Source organism: Streptomyces sp. BE20 (assembly GCF_036322525.1).
Taxonomy (GTDB): domain Bacteria; phylum Actinomycetota; class Actinomycetes; order Streptomycetales; family Streptomycetaceae; genus Kitasatospora.
In genome coordinates, this window is sequence record NZ_JAQYWW010000436.1 from 71,577 (window position 1) to 93,858 (window position 22,282).

11 protein-coding genes and 1 riboswitch are annotated in these 22,282 nt (G+C 72.4%); of the genes, 2 read left to right on the forward strand and 9 right to left on the reverse strand.

The features are described from left to right. Positions 1-76: 76 nt before the first annotated feature. The 6 genes from PUR61_RS04060 to PUR61_RS04085 all read right to left on the reverse strand — a co-directional run bounded on the left by PUR61_RS04060 (position 77) and on the right by PUR61_RS04085 (position 13,583). Positions 77-817: a (2Fe-2S) ferredoxin domain-containing protein gene (locus tag PUR61_RS04060; protein ID WP_329875689.1), complete on the reverse strand. Its 741-nt coding sequence runs from the start codon at positions 815-817 to the stop codon at positions 77-79. Beyond that, the gene (locus PUR61_RS04065) at positions 814-1,632 is read right to left on the reverse strand and encodes an ABC transporter ATP-binding protein (RefSeq protein ID WP_329875691.1); all 819 of its coding nucleotides are present in this window, start codon (positions 1,630-1,632) and stop codon (positions 814-816) included. The genes PUR61_RS04060 and PUR61_RS04065 overlap by 4 nt, the downstream gene beginning before the upstream one ends. Next, positions 1,629-2,708 carry a FecCD family ABC transporter permease gene (locus tag PUR61_RS04070; protein ID WP_329875693.1) on the reverse strand — a complete coding sequence of 360 codons (1,080 nt, stop codon included), beginning with the start codon at positions 2,706-2,708 and terminating at the stop codon, positions 1,629-1,631. The genes PUR61_RS04065 and PUR61_RS04070 overlap by 4 nt, the downstream gene beginning before the upstream one ends. Beyond that, positions 2,705-3,649 carry an ABC transporter substrate-binding protein gene (locus PUR61_RS04075; RefSeq protein ID WP_329875696.1) on the reverse strand — a complete coding sequence of 315 codons (945 nt, stop codon included), beginning with the start codon at positions 3,647-3,649 and terminating at the stop codon, positions 2,705-2,707. Before PUR61_RS04075 ends, PUR61_RS04070 begins: the two co-directional genes overlap by 4 nt. A 140-nt stretch (positions 3,650-3,789) precedes the next feature. Next, positions 3,790-3,994, reverse strand: a riboswitch (cobalamin riboswitch). A 294-nt stretch (positions 3,995-4,288) separates the two neighbouring features. Next, positions 4,289-5,731 carry a WD40 repeat domain-containing protein gene (locus PUR61_RS04080; protein WP_329875698.1) on the reverse strand — a complete coding sequence of 481 codons (1,443 nt, stop codon included), beginning with the start codon at positions 5,729-5,731 and terminating at the stop codon, positions 4,289-4,291. A 43-nt stretch (positions 5,732-5,774) separates the two neighbouring features. Continuing rightward, positions 5,775-13,583 (reverse strand): ricin-type beta-trefoil lectin domain protein, encoded by a 7,809-nt coding sequence (locus tag PUR61_RS04085; protein WP_329875700.1) that lies wholly within the window; start codon positions 13,581-13,583, stop codon positions 5,775-5,777. A 470-nt stretch (positions 13,584-14,053) separates the two neighbouring features. On the opposite strand from PUR61_RS04085, the gene PUR61_RS04090 reads away from it, so the two are divergent. Next, a complete protein-coding gene (locus tag PUR61_RS04090; RefSeq protein WP_329875702.1) occupies positions 14,054-18,001 on the forward strand; it encodes a ricin-type beta-trefoil lectin domain protein in 3,948 nt (1,315 codons plus the stop codon). 208 nt (positions 18,002-18,209) lie between these two features. Here the strand turns inward: PUR61_RS04090 and PUR61_RS04095 are convergent, their stop codons facing one another. Continuing rightward, positions 18,210-19,097, reverse strand: a complete 888-nt coding sequence (locus PUR61_RS04095; RefSeq protein WP_329875704.1) for an NAD(P)-dependent oxidoreductase — start codon at positions 19,095-19,097, stop codon at positions 18,210-18,212. 53 nt (positions 19,098-19,150) lie between these two features. Between PUR61_RS04095 and PUR61_RS04100 the strand changes: the two genes are divergently transcribed. Further along, a complete protein-coding gene (locus PUR61_RS04100; protein ID WP_329875706.1) occupies positions 19,151-19,537 on the forward strand; it encodes a winged helix-turn-helix transcriptional regulator in 387 nt (128 codons plus the stop codon). A gap of 230 nt (positions 19,538-19,767) precedes the next feature. Here PUR61_RS04100 and PUR61_RS04105 read toward each other — a convergent pair whose 3' ends face one another. Together PUR61_RS04105 and PUR61_RS04110 are read right to left on the reverse strand one after the other, a co-directional pair. Beyond that, entirely contained in the window at positions 19,768-21,069 is a 1,302-nt protein-coding gene (locus PUR61_RS04105) for an MFS transporter (protein WP_329875708.1), read from the reverse strand. Continuing rightward, entirely contained in the window at positions 21,062-22,261 is a 1,200-nt protein-coding gene (locus PUR61_RS04110) for a cytochrome P450 family protein (RefSeq protein WP_329875710.1), read from the reverse strand. Before PUR61_RS04110 ends, PUR61_RS04105 begins: the two co-directional genes overlap by 8 nt. Positions 22,262-22,282 lie beyond the last annotated feature (21 nt).

Here is a 22,282-nt window from a genome sequence, read left to right on the forward strand (position 1 = left end):
CGCAGGCGCGACGCTCGCCCACGCCTTCGGGGGGCTCTGCGCGGGCCCGGCCCCGCTCCCGTGCCGGTGATCGCGATCAGCCGTGGTGGCCCGTCTGCTCCTTCCGGTGGCGGGGGAGCCGGTGGGACTCCACCGGTCGTCCACCGGCGAGGTGCTCGGTGACGATGCGGTCTGCGACAGCCGGGTCGACCCCGCCGTACCAGACATCGTCGGGCTGCACGCTGACGACGGGTGCCTGGTTGCACGGGAACTGGCATCCCGTCTGGGTCACGAGCACGTCGTCGTCGCCGAGACCCTGCTCGGTCAGCTTCTGCACCAGGGCGCGCAGGTCCTCCTCGGCACCCCGGGCCGCGCAGCGCGGACCGCGGCACACCAGGACCTGGTGCCGGTGGCCGGTGACGTCCTCCCAGGCCGCGGACGTGAGGCCGGGCTCCTTGCCGGTGACGGCCTTCGTCGTCGCGGCCACCGCGGCGACCTCGTCGGGCGAAGCGGCGAGGCGGGTCGCGACGAGGAGTTCGGGGCGGTGGCCCGCGCGCTCGCGCCACCAGTGCGCGGCGATCCGCCGCAGCCAGGACTGGGCCGGGCCGGAGGCCGTGAGCCGGACGCCGATCACGACCACTGTCTCAGTGCCCGCGTCGGCCAGCCTGGTCAGCTCGGCCGACAGCGAGGGGTCGGCCTGCTGCAGGAACGCGATCGAGGCCCGGTGCGAGGCCGCTGTTCTGAGGAGTTCGTCACGGCGGACGGCTTCCGCGATCGACATGCCGACCAGGAGCACGGCGCCGCGGCGGGCGTTGGCGTCGGGGACCGGGGAGGTCATGGCGTCTTCCTCTCGTGGAGCAGTCCGTTCCACCGGATGTGCGGTCGGTCGTGCCGGGGGTGGGGTTCCACGGTGGCGTCGACGCCGTAGACGCGCGCGATCATGGGCGAGGTGAGCACCTCGGGACCGGTCCCGTGGGCGACCAGGCGGCCGTCGAGCAGGACGGCGGCCTCGTCGCAGTAGGCGGCGGCGAGTTCGAGGTCGTGCAGGGCCGCCACCGTGGTGATGCCCAGCCCTCGGACGGTTTCGAGGAAGCCGAGTTGGTGGCGCAGGTCGAGGTGGTTGGTGGGCTCGTCGAGCAGCAGCACGCCGGGCTCCTGCACCAGCGCCCGCGCGAGCTGGACCCGCTGCCGCTCGCCGCCCGACAGCGTCGGCCAGGAGCGGTCGAGCAGATGGCCGACGTCGGCTGCGGCCACGGCGTCGGCGAACACGGCCCGCTCGTGGGCGTCGGCGGCTGCGTTCGCCGGCACGGGCCAGCGGCTGCGGTGCGGGGTGCGGCCGAGCTCGATGACCTGACGGACCGGCAGCGACAGCCGGGTGTCCGCCTGCTGCTCCAGGAAGGCCACCTGTCGGGCCCGTCGGCGGGCCGTGAGCGCGTGGAGGTCCTCGCCGTCCAGGAGGACCCGACCGGCGCTCGGACGGGTCAGTCCGGCGACCGCGCGCAGCAGGGTGGACTTCCCGGCGCCGTTGGGCCCGAGCAGGGCCGTGATCCGGCCGGGGCCGAACGTGAGCGAGACCGCGTCCAGCAGGGTGGCTCCGCCGATGCGCACACGAAGTCCCTCCGCGCGCAGGTCGACGGGGTGTGTCACCGTCACCGCCCCCTCCCGTCGGCCCGGCCCTGGCGCCACAGCAGCCAGGCGAAGAAGGGTGCTCCGAGCCCGGCCGTGATGACGCCGACGGGAATCTCCCGGTCGGGGAGGACCGAGCGCGCCAGGATGTCGCTGCCCACCAGGAGCGACGCACCCGTCAGCGCCGACACGGGCAGCAGGACGGCGTGGCGCGGGCCGCAGACGAGACGGACCACATGCGGTACGACCAGGCCGAGGAACCCGATGACGCCGGTGTGGGCGACCAGGCACGCGGTCACCAGCGCAGCGACGGCGACGAGGACCCAGCGGGTCCGCTCGACGTGGACGCCGAGGGAGCGGGCGGCGGTCTCGCCGAAGGCGAAGGCGTCCAGGTCGCGGGCCGAGGATGCCAGGACCGTGACCCCGGCCAGCGCGACCGCAGTCAGGAAGACGGCGGTGGGCCACCGTACGCCGGCGACCGAGCCCAGCGTCCACTCCATGACACCGCGCGCCGCGTCGCGGTCCCCGAGGACCAGTACGGCGAACGAGGTGTAGGCCCCGCACATCTGCCCGACGGCGATGCCGGCGAGCACGGTCCGGGTGGTCGGCAGCGTCCGGGTGCGCGCACCGGCCAGGGCCAGCACGACGACGGCCGCGAGCAGGGCACCGGCGAACGCCGCCGTCGCCACCGCGCCCGTTCCCACGGCGCCGGACACGCCGACCCCGAGGACGATCACGGTGACCGCGCCGGCGGCGGCTCCGTCCGAGATCCCGAGCAGGAAGGGATCGGCCAGGTCGTTCCCGGTCAGTGTCTGCAGCACGGCGCCGCAGACCGCGAGACCGGCGCCGGTGGCAGCCGCTCCCAGAACCCGGGGCAGCCGCAACTGCCAGACGATCTGGTCGTCCAGCAGCGTCACGTGCGGGTCGCCCAGCCCGAGACGGCGCACCACGACGTCGATCACCGTCCGGACCGGCTCGTGGTGCGAGCCCACGGCCAGACCGAGGAGCACGGTGGCCAGGAGCAGGGCCGCGGCGACGGCCAGGGCCGCCGCCGTGCGGCCCGGACCGGCGGGCCGCACGGCGGGAGGGGATGTGGTGGTCATGATCCCGGGTGCAGTCGGCCCAGTCCCGCCGACACCCGGGCGGCACCGTCGGCGAGCAGCACACCGGGGGTCGACTCGGAGAACGGCACCACCACGAAGGCCTTGCGCTGCACGGCGGTGAGCTTGCTCAGCACCGGGTCGCCCTGCAGATAGTCGATCTTGGACTGGGCCGTGTCCCAGTCGGCGTCCGCGAGCACGATGGCGTCCGGGTCCGCGGCGACGACCTTCTCCCAGCTCACGTTCTGCCAGGCACCGGGCAGGTCTGCGAAGACGTTGCGGGCCCCCACGGCGTCGAGCACCAGCTGAGGCCCGCCATGGCCGGAGCCGACGAACGGTGCCTTGGTGTCCGAGTCGAACCACAGGACCTTCAGGCCCTTGCCCGCGGCCGTCGCCGTGAACTGGGCCAGTTGCTGCTCCTGCTGCCGCTGGATCGCGGCGGACCGCTCCGTGACACCGAAGACCCTGGCGACGTCGTTCAGTTCGCCCCACATCGCCTGCCAGGTCGGCGGCGGCACCTGGCTCTTGTCCGAGCAGCCGAACGGGGACAGGTACGACGGGATGCCCTGGCCGCCCAGCTCGTCCCGGGTGCCCGCGACCTTGTCGGTGAACGCACTGGAGTAGGAGGCGTACAGGAAGTCGGGCCGCGCCGCGAGGAGCTTCTCCTTCGTCGGGTAGTCCTTGGAGAGCACCGGCACGGAGTCGTAGGCCGCCTTCCACCTCTCCGGGACGGCATTGTCGAGATAGGCGGTACCGGCCATGCGGGACTCCAGGCCGAGGGCCAGGGCCACCTCGGTGGCACCCTGATTGAGCGTCACCAGCCGCTCGGGCGGCGCGCCGACCGTCACGGTGGTCCCGCAGTTGTTCACGGTGACGGGCCCGGCACTGCCGGCCGTCGCAGTGGGCGTGTCGGGTGCGGGGGCGCCCGCGCAGGCGCCGAGCACGCCGGTGAACAGGAAGGCCGCGACCGCGCGGCCGACGCGTATCGGACCTGTGGGACCTACGGCACCTACGGGACGTGCGGAACGTATGGAACGGAACGGGTACGGCAGAGCGCTGGGCACGTGTTCTCCAAAACCCTCGTGGAACATGTCGCGCCGTGGCCGGTCTCCTGGCTTCCGCATCGACACGCCGCAGCCGACCTTCCCGGGTGGCTCTTCCAGCCGACCCAGTGGCCCTGACCGCTGGCAGAGCCGGTCAGCGAGGGCCGCGGCGCTCCGCGGCAACAGTGGCGAGGGCCGCACCGGACTCAGACCGGTTTCCCGAACACCATGGCCACTGCAAGGTATCAGGCGTGGTCAGGTCGGTGTCGGCCGGTACCTGGGGTGATCGTTTGGATGGTTCGTCAGCGAGCGCGCCCGGGTGGCCGAGAACGGTCAGTCGTCGTCGCCGATCAGTTTCCGGGGCTCGTGGTCGGCGTCGGCCCCGGTGCCCGGGGCACTGCCCTTCGTCTCCCACCTGGCCTTCCGGGCCGCGTCCGGGATCGGCCGGCGGCCACCTTGCGGGACCGCTCGGACATGATCCGGGGGCCGGGCGGCATCACCGCCCGGCCCTCGGATCACGAGGCACACCTCAGGGAACGCCTACCCGAGACCGGCCTTCCGGATGCCGTCCAGCCGCTCCGTGTCCTCGCCGAGGGCACGCAGGATGAGGTAGGCGGGCTCGCCGGCACCGGGCGTGCTCCCGGCGGCCAACTCCTCGTAGAAGAGCGGGATCCCGCGCCGCACCGCGTCGCAGCACTCCTCCTCGATGTCGGGGTGGCCGGCCGCCGAGGCGCTGAGGTCGGCTTCACCCTCCACGCACGCCATCAGCAGGTCGAGCACCCGGTAGCGGGCCGGCGCCGACAGCTGCTCGTGCTCCAGTGCCAGGAGGAGCATCGAGGCCAACGGCAGGGAGGCCTCGGAGAGGAAGCCCTGGGACTCGACGTCGCCCACCAGCCCGTGTCCCGACGCCTCCTCGGGCGTCCGCGCGGCCAGGAGCCGTGCGAAGTCCTCCGGGACGTGGCGGGCTCCCCGACGACAGGAGCACGCGATGCGGCTCCAGTCGTGGCGGGCGGCCTCCTGCTGCCAGGGGGCCGCCGGCGCACCGGGTGCTGCGCCCGTCTCCGACCGGGAACCGAGCCGGTGGGAGCGTGCCAGCAGCGCGCCCGTCCGGACGTCCCAGAGGCCCGCCTCGCCGTCGCCGTCCACGGCGACGAGTTGCGTGCCGTCGGCGACGAAGCGCAGCGCGAGCACCCATCCGTTGAGGTCGGTCAGCCGGTGGACCACCTCGGCGGTCGAGGTGTCCCAGATCCTGACGATCCGTTCGGTCCCGCCCGTGGCGACCCGTGCGGCGCGTGGGTCGAGCGCGGCGGCGACGACCGTCCCCCGGTGGTCGTGGAGGAGGGACCACGTCCCGAAGGTCGTCGGATCCCACAGCTGGGCGGACGTTCCACCGGCTGCCAGGATCGCCTCCGCCCGGGTGGCGAAGGCGACCGACTGCAGCCTCGGTCCGTCCTTGAACACCAGGCGCGGCGGCGCCGGTGAGTGGACGTCGCCGAGGAACATCCGGCCGCTCGCCGTGCCCGCGGCGAACCGCTCACCGTCCGGACGGGCGGTCAACGACGTGACCTGCTTCCCGAACTGCTCGGGCAGCTCCAGGTCGATCCGCCGCCCCGGCGCACCCGCCGTGGTGTTCCACACCCTGACGGACCCGTTCTCGTCGCCGGACAGGACCAGCCCGCCGGGGCCGGGGGCGACGGCGGTGACGCGACACCCGTGGTCCGAGTGGAGCGGCACGTGCCCACCGTGCTGCGACCACGTGTGGACTCCGCCGGCCTCGTCACCGATCACCAGGAGGTGGGCCGACCGGTCGTCGCCGAACGCGACGGCGGTGGCGTGCGCGGCGGTCTCGACCGAGGCCACCACGGCCCCCGTCGCGCGGTGCCAGACGAGACACGGTCCGCGGTGGACGACCTCGGCCACCAACTCCCCGTCGGCGCTGAGGGCTATCAGCTCCGGTGAGGAGTTCAGTGAACTTCCGCTCATGCCGTGCTCCGATTCCAGGGTTGCCGTGCGGGCATCATAGGACTCACTCCAGGATCCTCGGGTTCGCCTGCCCCCATATCGTGCCGGACGGGAATTGCCGGGGGTCGTAGTCCAGGATGCAGTCGTCGCAGATGGGGATGTTGCCGTCGATCGTCAGCGGATTCAGGCTCGTCTTGCTCGCCGACATGGTGAACCGCACCTGCCGGTGGTCGCCGCCCAGGGCGTTCACCACGTTTCCTTCGGCGCAGTAGCCGCACCCCGGGACCTTCGGCGTCCCGGAGGACGCGACCGCGATGGTGCCGCTTTCGGTGTTCACGCCGGCGCTCCAGGTGCGCCGGATGGGCTGGTTGTGGTCGGCGGCCATGACCTCGTGGAGCATGTCCCGCGCCTTGGCGATCTGACCCTCGACCGTCCAGCCCTCCTCGGCGGCGACCGTCTTCACGACGGCCGGGTTCTTGATCTTGGTCTTGACGCCGCTCCGTGGAGTGGACCCGCGTCCGCCCATCTCCGGGGATCCGCCCGACGTACCCTTGCCGGCCGAACCCCCGCCCGACGAACCTCCGCCGGCCGAGCCCTTGCCGGAGCCGGATCCGCCCTTGGGAGTGCTGGTGCCGGTGCCCGGGCTGTCGGGGGTCGTGGGCTTGACCGGGTGGGCGGGGGCGGGGTTGGCGGGGGTGGGGGTGGGGAGGTCGTCGGCGAGCTTCGTTCCCGAGCGCCACTTCATCAGGGTCCGGACGCCCTTGGAGACTCCCTTGAGGAGGCCCTTGACGCTGGTGACGATCCCGACGTAGTCACCGGTGGTGCGGCCGGCCTGGTACGCGCTGGAGTTGGTGTCGATGTTGAAGAGGGTCGCGGTCGGCGAGTCGTTGGTGTACTTCTCGTGCTGGTACACCGTGCAGCCGAACGGATTGGCGATGCAGCTCATGTTGCGGGCGCCGTCGTAGATGTTCAGCGCGCCGTTGACCCCGGCGGTCCAGAAGTCGCCGACGTAGGAGTCGACGACGCCGCCGGCGTAGCTTCCGGCCTGGTTGGCCGCGGCCTTGGGGTCGTCCATGACCTTGTTGACGAAGTTCTTGACGCTGCTGAGCCAGCTGAACCCCGTCGGGTCGCTGCCCGAGGTGGGGTTGTCGGCGCCGTAGGTGTAGCCGCCCATCTGGTTGGGGTCGCCGGCCTGGAAGAGCGGGTCGACGGAGAGGAAGCGGCCGAGGACCGGGTCGTAGGCGCGGACGCCGAGCAGGTTGAGGCCGCTGGTGGCGTCGGCGGGCCGGCCGAGGTAGCCGAGGTTGTCGGCCCACGTGGTGGGCACGGGGCCGCGGGGGTTGCCGTAGGGGTCGAAGGCGCGCCGGGTGACGGTGCGTGTGGTGCCGTCGACCTGGAGGCTCGCGGTGCCCTGCGGGTTGGTCGGCTGGAAGGTCAGTCCGCCGTTGCCGGTGCGGATGATGACGGTGCCGTCGGGGTTGGAGTAGTAGCGCTTGCCGGTGACGGTGGTACCGGTCTTGTCGAGGATCAGCTGCTCGGTCCCGCCGAACAGGTAGAGGACGGTGCCGTCGGGTCCGCGCTGGATGAGCAGGTTGCCGCCGGCGTCGTACAGGTAGCCGGAGGTCCGGGTGGTCCCGCCGCTCGGGGTGGTGACGGTGGCGGTGAGGCCCTCGGCGTTGTAGGTGAACGACTGGGTGGCGCCGGTCGGCGGCGTGCCGCCGGCCGAGAGCCACCTCTGGTTGGTGCCCTGGTTGCAGTCCCACAGGCCGACGCGGGTGCCCGGGGTCGTGTTCCCGTGGGGCACGTCGAGGCACTGCCCGGAGGCGACGTTGACCAGCGAGTCGTTCGGGCCGGACCGCCATTCCTGGGCGGCGCTGCCGTCACAGGTCCACAGCTCCACCTGCCGGCCGCGCTCGGCGACGCCGCCGACCGGGCGGATGCACTTGCCGCCGGTCTTCAGCCTGCCGTCGGTCTCCAGGGTCCACTGCTGGGAGGTGTTCCCGTTGCAGGTGAAGGAGAGGATGGCGGTGCCGTCCGCGGTCCAGGCGTGGTCGTCGTCCAGGCACAGCGGGGTGGCCGAGCCGGTGGCGATGCCGGAGGCGATCGATCCGGCACTGGTGGCGGACCGGGAGACGGTGCCGCCGGCGGTGTCGTACTGCGGGGTGAGCGTGGCGGTGTAGGACGGCCCGGTGGGCGCGTTCTTCGTCGCGGGCCACTGCTGGTTGACGTTCTGGTTGCAGGACCAGAGCGTCACCGGGGTGCCCGGGTTGGCGTTTGCCCAGGGCACGTCGGCGCAGAGCCCGGTGGCGGTGTGGACGAGGGCACCGTTCGCACCCTCCTGCCACTTCTGCCCGGTGGTGCCGTCGCACGCCCACAGTTCGAGCGCCACGCCGGGGTCGGTACCGCCGTTGGCCGGACGCAGGCACTTGCCGAGCGAGCGCACGGTGCCGTCGGCGGCCTTGGTCCACCGCTGGCCGCCGCCCTCGTTGCAGGTGTACGACAGGATGGCGGTGCCGTTGGCGGTCCGGTTGCCCTCGACGTCGAGGCAGAGCGCCGTCCCGCCGGTCGGGATGGCCGAGACCAGCTTGCTGGTCGCGGGCCCGGTGGAGGTGGTGACCGCGGTGAGCGTGTTGGGCTTGGCGGCGGGGGTGCGGCCCTCGCCGGGGTAGCTGCTGGACTGGATGACGTCCCGGGAGGTGTCCCCGGTGACGTCGCGCCGGACGTGCCGGGTCCGGTCGCCGAGCGTGTTGTACTCCCAGCTCTGCCAGTAGGGGGCGGGGCCGCCGATGCTGGCCGGGCCGGGGTTGTCGTTGTTGCAGCGGGAGGTCTGGCCGGCCCCCGCGGCGGTGACGCCCCAGGTGTCCGTCCAGGCCTCGACGAGCCGGCTCAGGCCGTCGTAGCGGAAGCACTGCACGTCCCAGGTCCGGTCCGCCCCGCCGGAGGACTGCAGTTCGGAGACGTTGGTGACGTTGCCGGCCTGGTCGTACCCGAAGGTGCTGTCGGAAAGGGGGTTGGCCGAGGACTCCTGGAGCGCGACCCGGTGGTTGACCAGCCGCCCGGTGGCGTCGTCGTAGATCTGCGAGGTGCGGAGCAGCTCGCCGCCCGTGCCGTAGGTCGAGCGGAGCAGCTGGCCGCGCTCGTTGTAGTTCGCCCGGGCCAGCAGCGACTGGTTGGTGTCGGTGCCGCTCTGGAGGAGCAGGCCCTGGAGGTTGTAGCCGTAGCCCACGCTCTCGGCCGGCAGGCCCGCTTCCCCGTTGTACGTGTTGCTTGCGAGCAGGCCGACGTTGGCGGTGTAGGTGGAGCCGATGGTGTAGTCGCCCGCGAGCTTGCCCTCGGAGGCGGGGATCGTGGTGGTCGAACCGGTCGGCTGGTAGGCGGTGTTGTACCCGTTGACCTTCTGGACGTACTTGTCGCCGGCCGCTCCGCCGACGTAGCGGGTGGCGGAGGTGACGTAGCCCTTCTCCAACGAGTCGTACTCGACCGTGGTCAGGAGTTTGGAGGCGTCCGTCGTACTGGTGCCGCTGTACTTGGCGGTCTGCCGGCCGAAGGTGTCGTAGACGAAGGACAGGGACTCGCCGCGCCCGTCGGTGACGGTCGCCGGCCGGCCCAGGTCGTCGTAGACGGTGGTGGCCGTGCCGCTGTCGGGGTCGGTCTTCGAGGTCAGCTGGCCGCGGAGGTTGTACTCGTACGACCAGGTGTTGCCGACGTTGTCCTTGACGGTGGAGATCTGGCCGCCGGGCTTGTAGGTGTAGCCGGTGGTGACGTCACCGATCGTGCCCCCGGCGTGGATCACCGAGGACGTGGTCTGCCCGAGGGCGTCGGTGTGGACGGTGCTGGGCGAGGCGCCCTGCGGCGGCGTCCGGTCGGTCCGGTCCGCGCCGCGGTACGCGGTGGTGGACTCCCACAGCAGCCGCCCCTTGGTGTGCTGCTGCTGCGCGACCGGGCGTCCGAGGCCGTCGTAGACGGTGATGTACTCGGCCGGAAGGGTGTTCTCGACCTCCTGGAACAGCGTGGAACCCGGCGCGGTGATCGGGTCCGACCAGGTCGGGATGCTGATGACCGGCCAGCCGTGGCTGTCGTACCGGGTCGAGGAGATCAGACGGCCGAGACTGTCGTCGGCCGGGGTGCTCTGGCTCTGCCGGGGACGCAGGAGCCCGTCGTAGATGGTGACGGAGACGTCGTAGGTCTCGTTCTCCCGCAGCGTCCGGGTCGTGACGCTGGATGCGGCAGGCTTGATCCCGGTGCCGTGGATCGCGTACTCGAACGTGCGGTCGGGGCTCTTGCCGTCGTCCTTCTTGCGGCCGGGCAGCCAGACCCGGGTGAGGCGGCCGAGCGCGTCGTAGGCGGAGTCGGTGATCCGGTGGTTGACGTCGACGGCCCGGGTGATCAGCCCGCGGGACGGGGAGACGGTGCTCGTCGCCGTCCAGTTCTGCGGGTTGGTCGTCGACACCTCGGTCGGCAGGATGCCGGTGGCCGGGGTGTAGCTGGTGGTGGTGAGGTTTCCGGCGGTGTCCCGGTGACCGACCACCCGGCCGTACCCGTCGACGCTCTCGGTTGCGAGGGTCTGGAAGACCGGCCGCCCGGCTCCGTCGTAGGACTTGACCGACTGGGTGGCGGTGACCATGCCCAGCGTGGTGCCGTTCTGCCCGAGGCGGCCGTACTCGCCCGGGTCGTTGATGTCGCCGCCGCCGTCGTAGACGAAGCGCTTGTGGCTGAGCGTGTTGGCGCTGGTGGCGGTGGCGCACGGTCCGGAGACGCTGACGCTCTCGCTCGGGGCGAGGATCAACGCCGGGTTGGCCGCGGGGGCCGGTGCGTAGGTGGTGGTGGCGCAGGTCTCGTGGGCGGGGACGCTGACGTCACCCTTGTCGTTGACCTTCCAGGGGCGGCCGAGGTCGTCGAACTCGGTGGTGCTCCGGGTGGTCCGCCAGGTCACGCCGTCGGACAGCAGCGACAGGTTGCGGCCGCCGGTGGTCCTCACCTTGCGGGCGACCAGGTCGGGCAGGGTGGACAGCGGGGGAGGGGTCTCCCCGGGAGCGGGCTTCCTGGAGGTCCAGGCGGTGCGGCTGCGGTTCGCGGTCGGCACCGTGGTGGGGACGTCCGGGAGCGACTTGGCGATCACCGTCCCGTCGGCGCCGGTGTAGGTGGAGGTCTCCAGCGGCATGCCCGCGAGCCAGGGGCTGTCGGGTATCCGCTCGCCGAGCGAGTTCCTGATGTCGGCCGGCGGCCGGGTGGCGGTGACGGAGGTGTAGTCGCCGTCCATGCCCGGCAGGTAGGCGGTGACGCTCTTGGTGACCGGGTCGGGCGCGGCGCCGGACGTGGTGGTCACCGTGCGGAAGCCCCGGAAGTCGTTCCAGGTGCGGTACCGGTCGTCCGTCAGGTCCGAGTCGTCCCGGTGCCAGGCGGCGGGGCCGTAGGCGTACTGGACGACCTGGGGCAGGGAGCCGGCGTTGGTGATGTCGTTGACGGTGACCTTGGAGACCAGGGTCTTGTGGAACCAGTCCGCCGTGGGCTCGGAGGAGCCGGGGGTGTTCCAGTGGACCGGGTAGCACGCCTTGGTGTTGTCGGCGGCCGAGGCCGGCATGGTGCCGTTGACCCGCGAGCACTCGGGGTCGCGGTAGGTGACCGTGATGTACGCGCCGCTCTCGGTCCGGACGGCGACGATCCGCGGCCGGTAGAGTGCGGGCGCGGCCGGGGAGGGGCCGTCGACGCGGTTGTCGAACTCCTTGCCGGTGAAGACCACCGGGTCCAGGGGGGCCTCGCCGCTGCCGCCCGCGGTGGTGTCCAGACCGGTGTGCTTGACCTCGGAGAACCACATCACGGACTGCACGGCACCGGCGTTCTTCGGGTCGCCGGAGGCACCGGTGACCGGGTCGATGCTGCCGCCCGCGTCGGAGAACAGGTGCTTCAGCTCGTACCGGTCGACGCCGCGCCAGCCGGCGGCGGTGCGGACCTCGGTGGTGATCTTCGCGAGGCGCTTGGTCGACCAGAACGTCGGCGAGCCGATCTTGCAGACGTTGGCGCCGGTGCCGCTGGTCGTCCAGTTCGACTGGCAGGCCAGGTCGTACGGCACGTCCGGCCAGTTGGTGGCGGTGCCGGTGCTGAGGTTCTCGGGCCGGCAGGTGGTGTCGGAGACGACGCACCGCTCGGCGGTGTCGAAGACCGCCCGGGCCGAGGGCTCGCGGCCGGCCTTGGCGTCGTCGAGCTTGTAGCCGTAGGAGATCCTGGTCAGGTACCCGCCGCGGGTGTACGGCGTCAGCTCGCCGGTGCCCCCGCCGTGGAGGGCCTGGCCGTAGCCCCGGTTGTAGTGGTTGGTCTCGGTGGCCCAGTCGAACCGCTGCAGGTTGCCGTTCGGGTCGACGACGAAGTCGAGGTTGAAGCGGTAGCCGACCTGGTGGGGGCCGCACAGCGAGTTCTTGCCCTTGGCGGCGGTGTAGCAGGGGTCGCCGCTGTTGGGGTGGTAGACGGGCGCGCCCCAGGCGCTGTTGGTGGCGCTGTCCGCCGTGGTGCCGGGCGCGTGGTTGAGACCGAAGTAGTAGGCGGTCCCGTCGGGCGTGGTGACCTTGAAGTACTCGCCCTGCCACAGGCCGTTGGACGCGTCGGTGAGGCGTTCGACCTTGGTGCCGTCGTCGCTCTGCAGGTGGTACACGCCGTTGGCGTCGCGGACCAGTTCGCCGCTGCGCGAGCCGAGCGACAGGGTGGCGTTCCACCCGGCCCAGCACTGGTCGGAGGAGTCCTCCACGCCGGCGTTGCGGCACGCCTTGTACGAGCGCTCGATGTAGCCGGGGCTGAACGACCAGCCGTCGCCGATCCAGGAGGCCTGGGAGTTGCGGGCGGAGGTGTGTCCGTCGACGGCCTGCGAGTTGTACGACAGACCGACGGAGGGAACGGGACCGGCCAGCGACGGGGGCATGGCGACCGGGTAGCCGTAGGTGAACGCCCCGGACCCGGTCTGGGCCCAGGACCCCGAGGACGACAGGGAGGTCGCGTTGTACGAACCCTGCGAGCCCTCCGTGCCGGAGACGGCCGCCAGCACCGCGGGCGAGGAGGCCGGCGCGGCCTGGTCCGAGGACGGCGCCGCGAACGCGGTCGTGTTGCGGGCGGCGGAACCGGTCCCGGATTCGGCGGCCGGCAGGGTCACCGTCGCGCTGATCCTCCGGGCGGCCGGGTCGTTGGTGTGCTCGACCGGGGCCTGGACACGGCAGGCGTCGACCTGGGGCGTCGTCAGGGCACAGGCCGGAAGGGCCACCAGGCGCAGCCGGGACGACCAGCCGCCGCCGTAGGCCTGGGCGATCGAAGCGTAGTCCAGGCTCACCGAGACGTCGCCCGCTTCGCTGCGGCCGTCGCTCCGGGCCAGGCCGACCAGCAGGCCGTCGACGCCGGCCGCCTGGGTCTTCGCCCGATCGGCGACCCTGACGTCGACCGAGGACGGCGTACCTGCGGCGCCGTCCGTACGGTCCGTGCCGGTTGCGCCGGCCTGCGCCTCGGCTGCGGTGTTCGGCCGCTCACCGGCCGGGGCCGGGCCGACGAGGACCGGAGTGGAGCCGGCCCGCACCTTGTCCCCGGCATCGGCGGAGCGCGGCGAGGCCGGCCACGTGCCCGCCGGACCGGCGGCACCGAGCCGGACCGTGGCCGAGGCTTCGACCGGCCACTGCGCCGGGGACGGCTTGTAGGCCGTCAGGTCCCGGGCGCCCGGCTGGGCGGGAAGCGTCGGACGGCCGGGCCCGTCCGCGTTGCTGCCCGACACCCGGGGCAGCGGGGGTAGCGGTTTCTCCGGCTGCCCGGGATTGTCGTTGCGGTAACCGCCGACGATTCTGACGCCTTCGGCGCCCGCCATCGGCGCCAGAAGGGACATCGCCACGGTCAGGGCGGCCACCGGGGCCATCCTGCTTCGTCGGCGACCCCCACCGGCGGCGGAGACGAACCGGCGCAATCTAGTGCGCACTAACCATACCCCCCACTTGAGAACAGTTCCTGGACGAGTAAAGCCAATTGACGACCCGTTGTACCGCAGGATTGCGGCGCGGGAACCGTATTGCCAGACGTGCGAACCGCGCAATACCCTTCGCGAGGCCCACCTGACCAGGTGGTTCGACGCCGTCGGTGAAAGGGGGAGCTCCACCGATGTCAAGTCCCTGTTCGCCTGACGGTCGCCGTGCGACCTTGTTCGCGCAGGGTTCTGATGCTGATTCAGCTCATTGAAAGGGATAACCCGTGGGGAAACCCATCCGATTCTGCCGAATTCGGACGCGCGGGCTGACGGCCCGCCTTGCCGTCATATCCGCGCTCGGCGGACTCGCGCTCGGAAACGTCGTTCCGGCATTCGCCGATGACCGCCCGTTTGCTGTGCAACCGGGACAGACCGTCCGCCCCGGGGCACTTCCGGCCCCGGATGCCGGGGGGCCGCTCCAGGCCGCCCGGCTCAAGGCCAAGGCCACCGGGAAGCCCGTGACCGTCGACGAGCTCACCACCGGGAGTTCGCTCACCGTCGCGCAACCGGACGGCCGGATCACCCTCACCAGCCATCTGCAGGCCGCCCGGGTCAAGAAGGGCGGCGCCTGGACGCCGGTGGACGCCGGGCTGGCCCGGAACGCCGACGGCAGCTGGTCGCCGAAGGCGACCCCGTCCGGCGTCGTCCTGTCCGGCGGCGGCAAGGGGCCGCTGGCCACGCTCACGGACACGGACGGCCGGAGCCTCGCGCTCTCGCTTCCGTTCGACCTGCCCGAGCCGGTGGTGACCGGCGCCGGCGCGCGGTACGCGAACGTCCTGCCCGGGGTCGACCTCGACGTGACGGTCAGTGAGCAGGGTGCGGTCCGCGAGGTCCTGGTCGTCCGCGACGCCGAGGCCGCGGCCAACCCCGGGCTGAAGGCGCTGCGGATGGGCACCGCGGGCGGGAACCTCACGGTCGAGGCCGACACCGCGGGCGGCCTCGCCGCGAAGGCCGCCGACGGCACGTCGGTCTTCACCGCCCCCACTCCGGTGATGTGGGACTCCTCGACGGCCCCCGCCGCTCCCGCCGGCTCCTCCGGTCCCTCGGCGGACGCGACGGCCTCCGCCCGCGGGGCGGCCCCGAGGGCGGCGGCCCCGGCCGCCGGCCCGGACGACACCGAGGCCGTCGCCCACTCCGCGGCGACCGGCGCGCCGGTCTCGTCCTCGGCGGGGCCGGGCAACGGGGCCACGGTCCGGCCGGTCGCCGTCAAGGCCGAGCCGGGCGGCGTCACCCTCACCCCCGACACCGGCCTGCTCGGTGGGGACGGCACGACCTGGCCGCTGTACATCGACCCGTCATGGACGCCGACCGGGCCGATGGGCACCAACCACTTCGCCCAGGTCATGGAGGGGTGCGCCGGCGCCCCGAAGTACGACATCCCGCAGGCCAACGGCCAGGGCGTCGGCTACCAGCAGTACGCGGCCACCTGCCGCGGCCTGGAGCGGTCGTACTACGAGTTCAACACCGGCGCGATGACCAACCGGATGGTCGTCAACGAGGCCAAGCTCATCATGTACGAGACGTACGGCGCCAACCACGACTGCAATGCCACCGCGCCCGTGACGGCGAAGTGGATGCGCGAGGGCATCGGCGGCGGAACCGACTGGAACCACCAGCCGCAGAACGTCGAGATGTCCTTCGAGACCCAGTGGCCCAAGAGCGCCTGGTTCGACTGCGGTGGCTGGAAGCCGGTGGTGTTCAACGTCACCGACGCCATGCGGACCGTCGCCCAGCAGCAGATCCCGCGGTGGACCGTCGGCCTGTTCGGCAACGAGTCCAAGGTCGCGGGCAACCTCGGGTTCATGCGGTTCAACACCAACCCGTACGTCGAGGCGAACTACGACATCGCGCCGGACCGGCCCTACGACATGTCCACCACCCCCGACTCGCAGAACCCCGGAGGGCCGGCGTGCGGCGGCGGGCAGCCCGGCTGGATCGGGATGACCAGCATGGCCGGCAACTCCTCCAACATCATCCTCAACGCGCGCGCCACCACGCCGATGCCGGGGACCAACCTGGTCGTCGGCTTCCACGTCTGGGACAACATGGTCGCCGACGGCAACGGCAACCCGGCGGACGTGGGCTGGCCGGCGAGCCAGCCGATCGGGTCGGGCGGCCTGGCACAGGCCTACATCGGCAGCCCGGTCTCCGACGGCCACCAGTACGGGTGGAACGCCCGGGCGACCGACGGTCTGCTGAACGGGCCGGATTCGGCGTACTGCTACTTCGGCGTCGACCTGACCCCGCCGTCGCTCGCCGAGTTCGAGCGGTCGACGGTCCTCCCACCGTTGGGCAGCGGCCTCACGCCGACCGCCCACGCCGGGGACCAGAACCTCACCATCAGGGTCAGCAGCAACGACCCCACCCCGGGCGGATGCAACCGCGCCGCGTGCGTCAAGAGCGGCGTGCGCGGTTTCCAGTACGCGCTCGACGACAACATCCCGCCGGCCGGCGCCAACACCATGTGGGTGTGGCCGGACGCCGACGGGACCGCCGTCGCGGACATCCCGGTGAACCTCAACCGTGACGACTGGGGCGTCCACACCCTGTTCGTCCGCGCGGTCGACGCCGCGGGCAACACCCAGCAGCAGGCAGCCCGGTACGACTTCTACGCTCCGTGGAACCCGGCGAACGTGGTGAGCCCCGGTGACGTGACGTCCGACGGCACCCCGGACTTCCTCTCCCAGGCCACCGACGGCACCCTGACCCTGGTGCCGGGCAACAGCGACTTCACCGCCAAGCCCGGGCTCGCCTCCACCCAGGACCAGAGCCCCGAGCACGACAGCTGGAACAACTACCTGGTGGCGCACCGGGGTTCGGTGAGCGAGGGGAGCCAGGACGACCTGATCGCCTTCAACAGGGCGACCCGCAAGCTCTACGTCTACTACAACGACGCCACCGCGGTGCCGCCCGGCATCGCGGGGCACTTCAGCCGCCGCGCGATCTCCCCGATCGGTACCTCGTCGACCTGTGCGCAGGGCATCGACAGCACCTGGAACCACCTGACCCAGATGGTCGCCACGGCCCCGAACGGCAACGTGGCGAAGCGGCCCAACCTGATCACCGTGGAGAACGGCAGGCTGCGCTACTACCCCGGCAGCACACTGGGAGGCTGCCTGTTCGCCACCGGAACCGATCTGGGCACCGGAGACTGGTCCGGCGTGACCCTGCTCCCGCCCGGCTCCGTCGGCTCCACCCCGACCCTGTGGGCCCGGGACGACCTCACGGGCGCGATCCACACCTACCCGCTGTCGCTCGACGCCCAGGGCACGCCCACCGCGACGATCGCGGCGCCCGTTCGCCGGCTGCTGGCCTCCGGGCTGTCCGGCCTCTGCGGGGACGTCGACCACAGCCTGACCGAGAACGGGACCGCGCTGCTCAACTGGACCTGCGCCGCCGGCGCGGGAAACCAGCAGTTCACCCTCGGCACCGACGGCTCGCTGCACGTGCTGGGCAAGTGCGTGGACGTCCCGTTCAGCGCCACGGCCAACGACACCAGGCTGGTGCTCTGGGACTGCAACAACGGCGCCAACCAGAAGTGGGTGCCCGAGGCGTCCACCGGCGCGCTGCGCAACCCCCACTCGGGCCTCTGCCTGGGTGTGGAGGGAGGTGCGACCGGTGTCGGCGGCGTGCTGGCCATCCGGAACTGTGACGGCAGCGCCGGTCAGAAGTGGGACGCCGGGATCCCGGCCGAGCAGGCCGGTGCGCAGGAGGTCCTCCCGCTGGGTCTGAGTTCCTCGGCCTTCCCGAAGGTCGACTCGCCCGGTGACGTCGACGGCGACGGCCACCCGGACCTGTACGTGGTCGCCGCCGACGGCACCCTGACGGTCCTGCGCGGCGCGGCTGCGGCGAACGGCCTTCCGCAGTTCTCCGGGCGCGTCAACCTCGGCGTTCCCAACCGGCCCGTCGGCTACCAGCTGGTTTCCGCCTCCAACGGCAGCAAGTGCGTCGACAGCATGGGGACGACCGCAGACGGCCACCGCCCGGCCGTCTGGAACTGCTGGGCCGGGGTGAACCAGAAGCTCACCTTCGCCCCGGACGGCACGGTGCGGTCCGGCGCGGCCTGCCTCTCCGTTCCCGAGAGCGGGGCCGGGGACGGCTCTCCGGTCGCGATGTCCGAGTGCGTCGGGGCCCGCGGCCAGCAGTGGACGCTGCGCCCCAGCGGCGAGCTGTACAATCCGCTCGCCCAGCGTTGCCTGGAGATCCCGGGCTGGGACACCACCAACGGCACCGGGCTGGGCATCTGGTCCTGCCACGGCGGCGCGAACCAGCGGTGGATTCTCAGCGTCACCACGGCGGTCTGAGACCCGACCCGCGCATCACGCCCGTGCCGGGCGGAGGTCGGACCTCCGCCCGGCACGGGCCTTTCCGCTCGGCCACCGGCCGCGGCAGGGTCGGGCCGGTGGGGTCGGCCCGGTCTTCCTCGCCGAGCTGGTGGTGCTGCCCGCTCGGGTCCGGGGCCCTCGGGGTTGCTGTCGCGCGCGGGTGGCCGGGGGGCCGGTCCGCCGGGGTTCAGCGTCGGCCCAGCACCTCGGCGAGGCGGCTCACCCCGTCCTCGCCGTGGCCGAGGGCGACGGTCCGGCGGACCAGGCCCTCGGCCGCGCGCATCACCCCGGACTCGATGCCGTGCGACTCCGCGGTGTGCACGACGTGGGCCATGGTGGAGACCCCCGAGGTGAGCGGGTTGATCGCGCCCGAGTAGCTGCCGCTGTCGAAGTCCTCGGCGAACTCCGCGAACAGCGGCGGCAGGATCGCACCGATCCCCTGGGCGAACGGCGCCAGCTCCCGCCCGCTGATCCCCTCCGCCCTGGCCAGTGCCAGCGCGTGCACGTACCCGGCCATCGTCGTCCAGAAGATGTCCAGCAGCGCGATGTCGAAGCCGGCCGCCCGGCCGATCTCCTCGCCGAGGTGGGTGTGGGTACCGCCGAACACGGCCAGCACCGGCGCGTACCGCTCGTAGAGGTCGGCCGGCCCGCTGTGGATGAAGACCGCCTCCGGCGTGCCGATGCTCGGGGCCGGCGTCATGATGGCGCCGTCCAGGTACTCGACGCCGTGCTCGGCCGCCCACGCGGCCGTGGACCGGGCCCGGTCCGGCGAGTCGGCGGTCAGGTTGACCACCGCCCGGCCCTTGAGCGCGGCCCCGACCTCCTCACGGTGCAGCACGGCGTCCGAGGCGTCGTAGTTCACCACGCAGATGACCGTGAGCTCGCTCGCCGCCACGGCCTCCTCCGCCGTGGCCGCGCTCACCGCGCCCCGGGCGACCAGCGCGGCGTCCCGCCCCGGGGTGCGGTTCCAGACCGTGGTGCGGACGCCGGCGTCCACGAGGGCACCGGCCAGGGCGCGTCCCATCGGCCCGAGGCCGAGCACGGTGACGGTGGGCAGGGTGTGGTTGGTGGGCATACTTCATCTCCTGTAGACATGGTGGTGGACAACGACGACCCCGGGGGGAAGAGATGACGCGCAGCCAGGCCGTGAACCCGAACGTGTGCGGGGTGACCGCCGCGATTGCCGTGATCGACGGCAAGTGGAAGACGTCCCTGCTCTGGCTACTGGAGGCCGGACCGCAGCGCCCCGCCGAAATCCGTCGACGGCTGCCCGGGATCAGCGAGAAGGTCCTCACCCAGGCCCTGCGTGAGATGGAGTCCGACGGCCTGGTGCACCGCGAGGTGCACGACGTCCTTCCGCTGAAGACGGTCTACTCGCTGACCGACTTCGGCCGCCGGCTCTCCGACGCCCTCGGCCCGGTCTCCGACCTGGGCCACGAGCGCCTCGACCGCATGACGGCGGAGCAGGCCGGACGGGTCGGACAGGTCGAACAGGTCGAACTGTCGGCCTCCTGACCCGCTGTCATCTCCTTCCGTCCTTCTGGGGACCAGTCTCGTCGCGCCGCACGTCGTTGCCCAGTACCCACAAAAAGGTGGCTACCGGCCGGGGCCGAGGGGCGGCAGGTTCACATCCGCGGCCCCGGCGGGCCGCCCTCGCCGTCGAGGGAGTTCCTGCCGTACGCGGTGCGGAAGAGGGCCGGGCAAACCGTTCCGGTCGACGGGCGACGCCGGCGGGGGTGGTGGCCTCACAGCGCGCGGATCTCGCGCCTGGTCAGCGCGTACCCGAACGCGCCCAGGAGGCAGAGCCCGGTCGTCGCGAACACCCCCCGGCTCCCGAACGCCTCCACCGCCGCGCCGGCCGCGATCACCGACAGCGGGAAGACCCCCAGCGCGCAGAAGGTGATGGCCGCCATGACCCGGGCCAGCAGCGCGGGCGGGGTGTTCTTCTGCACGCCGGTGACGACCAGGACGTTGGTCACCGTGCTGGCGCCGCCGGCCACGCAGAGCAGCAGCACCGCGCCGACGAGGCCGGTGAACGGCACCAGGCCGATCGCCGCACCCATCACCAGGCCGGAGAGCATCGCCGTGCGGCCCCGCGAGCGCAACTCCGTGAGACCGGCCGCGAACAGGCCGCCGACCAGGGCACCGCCGGTGAACGCGGCCAGCAGCATGCCCAGCCCGACGGCACCGGCGGCGAAGCCGTCGGTGGCCAGGGTCGGCAGGGCGACCCTGGTGGCGCCGCCCACGGTCAGGTTCGCGATCACCGTCACCGTCAGTACGGCGCGCAGCAGCGGCGATTCCCGCAGCAGGGCGCGGAAGTTCCTCGGCACGGACGAACGTTCGGAGATCGGTCGGGGCGGTGCGGCGAGGCTGCCGCGACCGATGAGCAGCAGCGTGACGGTCGACACGGCGAAGGTCGCCGCGTCCAGGCCGAGTGCGGCGGCCGGGTCCAGCCAGGCGACCAGGGGGCCGGCCGCCGCCGGACCGAGCAGACCGGCGCCGAAGGTGACCGTGCTGCTGAGTGCGTTGCCCGCGTGGAGGTCCTCGGCGGGCAGCAGGGTCGGGGTGATCGCCCAGGCGGCCGGCAGGAACACCCCGGCCCCGAGGCCGACCAGCAGCGCGAGCCCGCCGATCAGCAGGAACTCCGCCGCCCCGCCGGCGGCGACCGCGCACAGCCCGGCGGTGGCGAGCAGCCGGAGGAGGTCGGCGGCCAGCATCACCCGCCAGGCGCCGAACCGGTCGGCGAGTACCCCGCCCAGGGGGGTGGCGGCCAGCCGTCCCGCGCCGTAGGCGGCCACCACCAGGCTCAACTGGCGGGCGCCGCCGGCGAGGGAGTAGACCAGCAGTGGCAGGGCGACCACCTGGAACGCGTTGCCGAACTCCGAGGTGCCCTGCCCGATCACCAGCAGCCGGTAACCGCGCGAGCGCAGCGGCGCGACGCCGATCCGGGGGCGGAACCGCAACAGCCCCGTCGCGCCGCCCGTCCCCGCGCCGCCCGTCCCCGCGCCGCCCGTCCCCGTACCGCCCGTCCCCGCGCCGCTAGCCATCGAGCGAGACGGGCAGCGACTCCAGGCCGCGCAGCATGATGGTGTTGCGCCAGGGCAGGGTCTCCTCCGCGGCGGCCAGCTCGATCCGCTCGAAGCGCTCCAGCAGGCCGGTCAGCGCGACCTCGCTCTCCAGCTTGCCGAGGAAGGAACCGAGGCACCGGTGCAGGCCCTGCCCGAAGGCCAGGTGGCCCGGATCGCCCCGGTCGAGGATCAGCCGGTCGGGATCGGTGAAGCGAGCCGGGTCCCGGTTGGCCGCGCCGAGCGAGAGCAGCACCAGCTCGTCCGCCGGGATCTCCACGTCGTCGACCGTCACGTCGGCGTTCGTGAACCGCAGTGTGGCCATGCTCACCGGGGACTCGTAGCGCAGGAACTCGTCGATCGCGACCGGCATCGCCGCCGGGTCGGCGCGCAGACGGGCGAGCTGGTCGGGGTGGTGGAGCAGTGCCAGGGTGGCGGTGCCGAGCAGGTTGACGGTGGTCTCGTGACCGCCGATCAGCAGCAGGAAGACCATCGAGAACACCTCCTGTTCGGTGAGCTCGCCGGCGTCGGACGCCTGCACCAGGTCGGTCAGGATGTCCGTGCGCGGCGCCGCCCGTCGGTCCTTCATCAACTCCCGTAAGTAGTCGTTGAGTTCGGTGGTGGCCTGGTGGAACGACATGTCCCCGCCCTGGGTCAGGATCGCCGTCGACCAGGTGCGGAAGTCCTGCATGTCCTCCGGGGGGAAGCCCAGCAGCTCACAGATGATCATGATCGGCAGCGGGAAGGCGAAGTCCGTCACCAGGTCGGCGGTCTCCCGCCCGCGCAAGCCGTCGAGCAGGCCGTCGGTGATGCGCTCGACCAGCGGTCGCATCTGATCGACGCGCCGGCGGGTGAAGACGCCCTGGATCAGCCGGCGCAGCCGGGTGTGGTCCGGGGGGTCGCTGTTGAGCATGTGGACGACCTCCGAGCCGAGCGTCAGGCCGGAGCCCCGCCCGCTCGCGATCGCCTGGCTGCGGCGGACGTCCTGCCCGAACCGCGGGTCCATCAGCGCGGCCCGGACGTCCTGGTAACGCGTCACCAGGTAGACCGGCAGGCCCTCGCCGAACTCCACGACGGAGACCGCGCCGGCCTCGCGGATCCGGGCGAGCGTGGGGTAGGGGTCGCGGATGAAGGCGGACATCCGTGAGGCGGCGTCGTCGACCGCGGTGGTCATGGATCTCTCCTCGGACTCGAA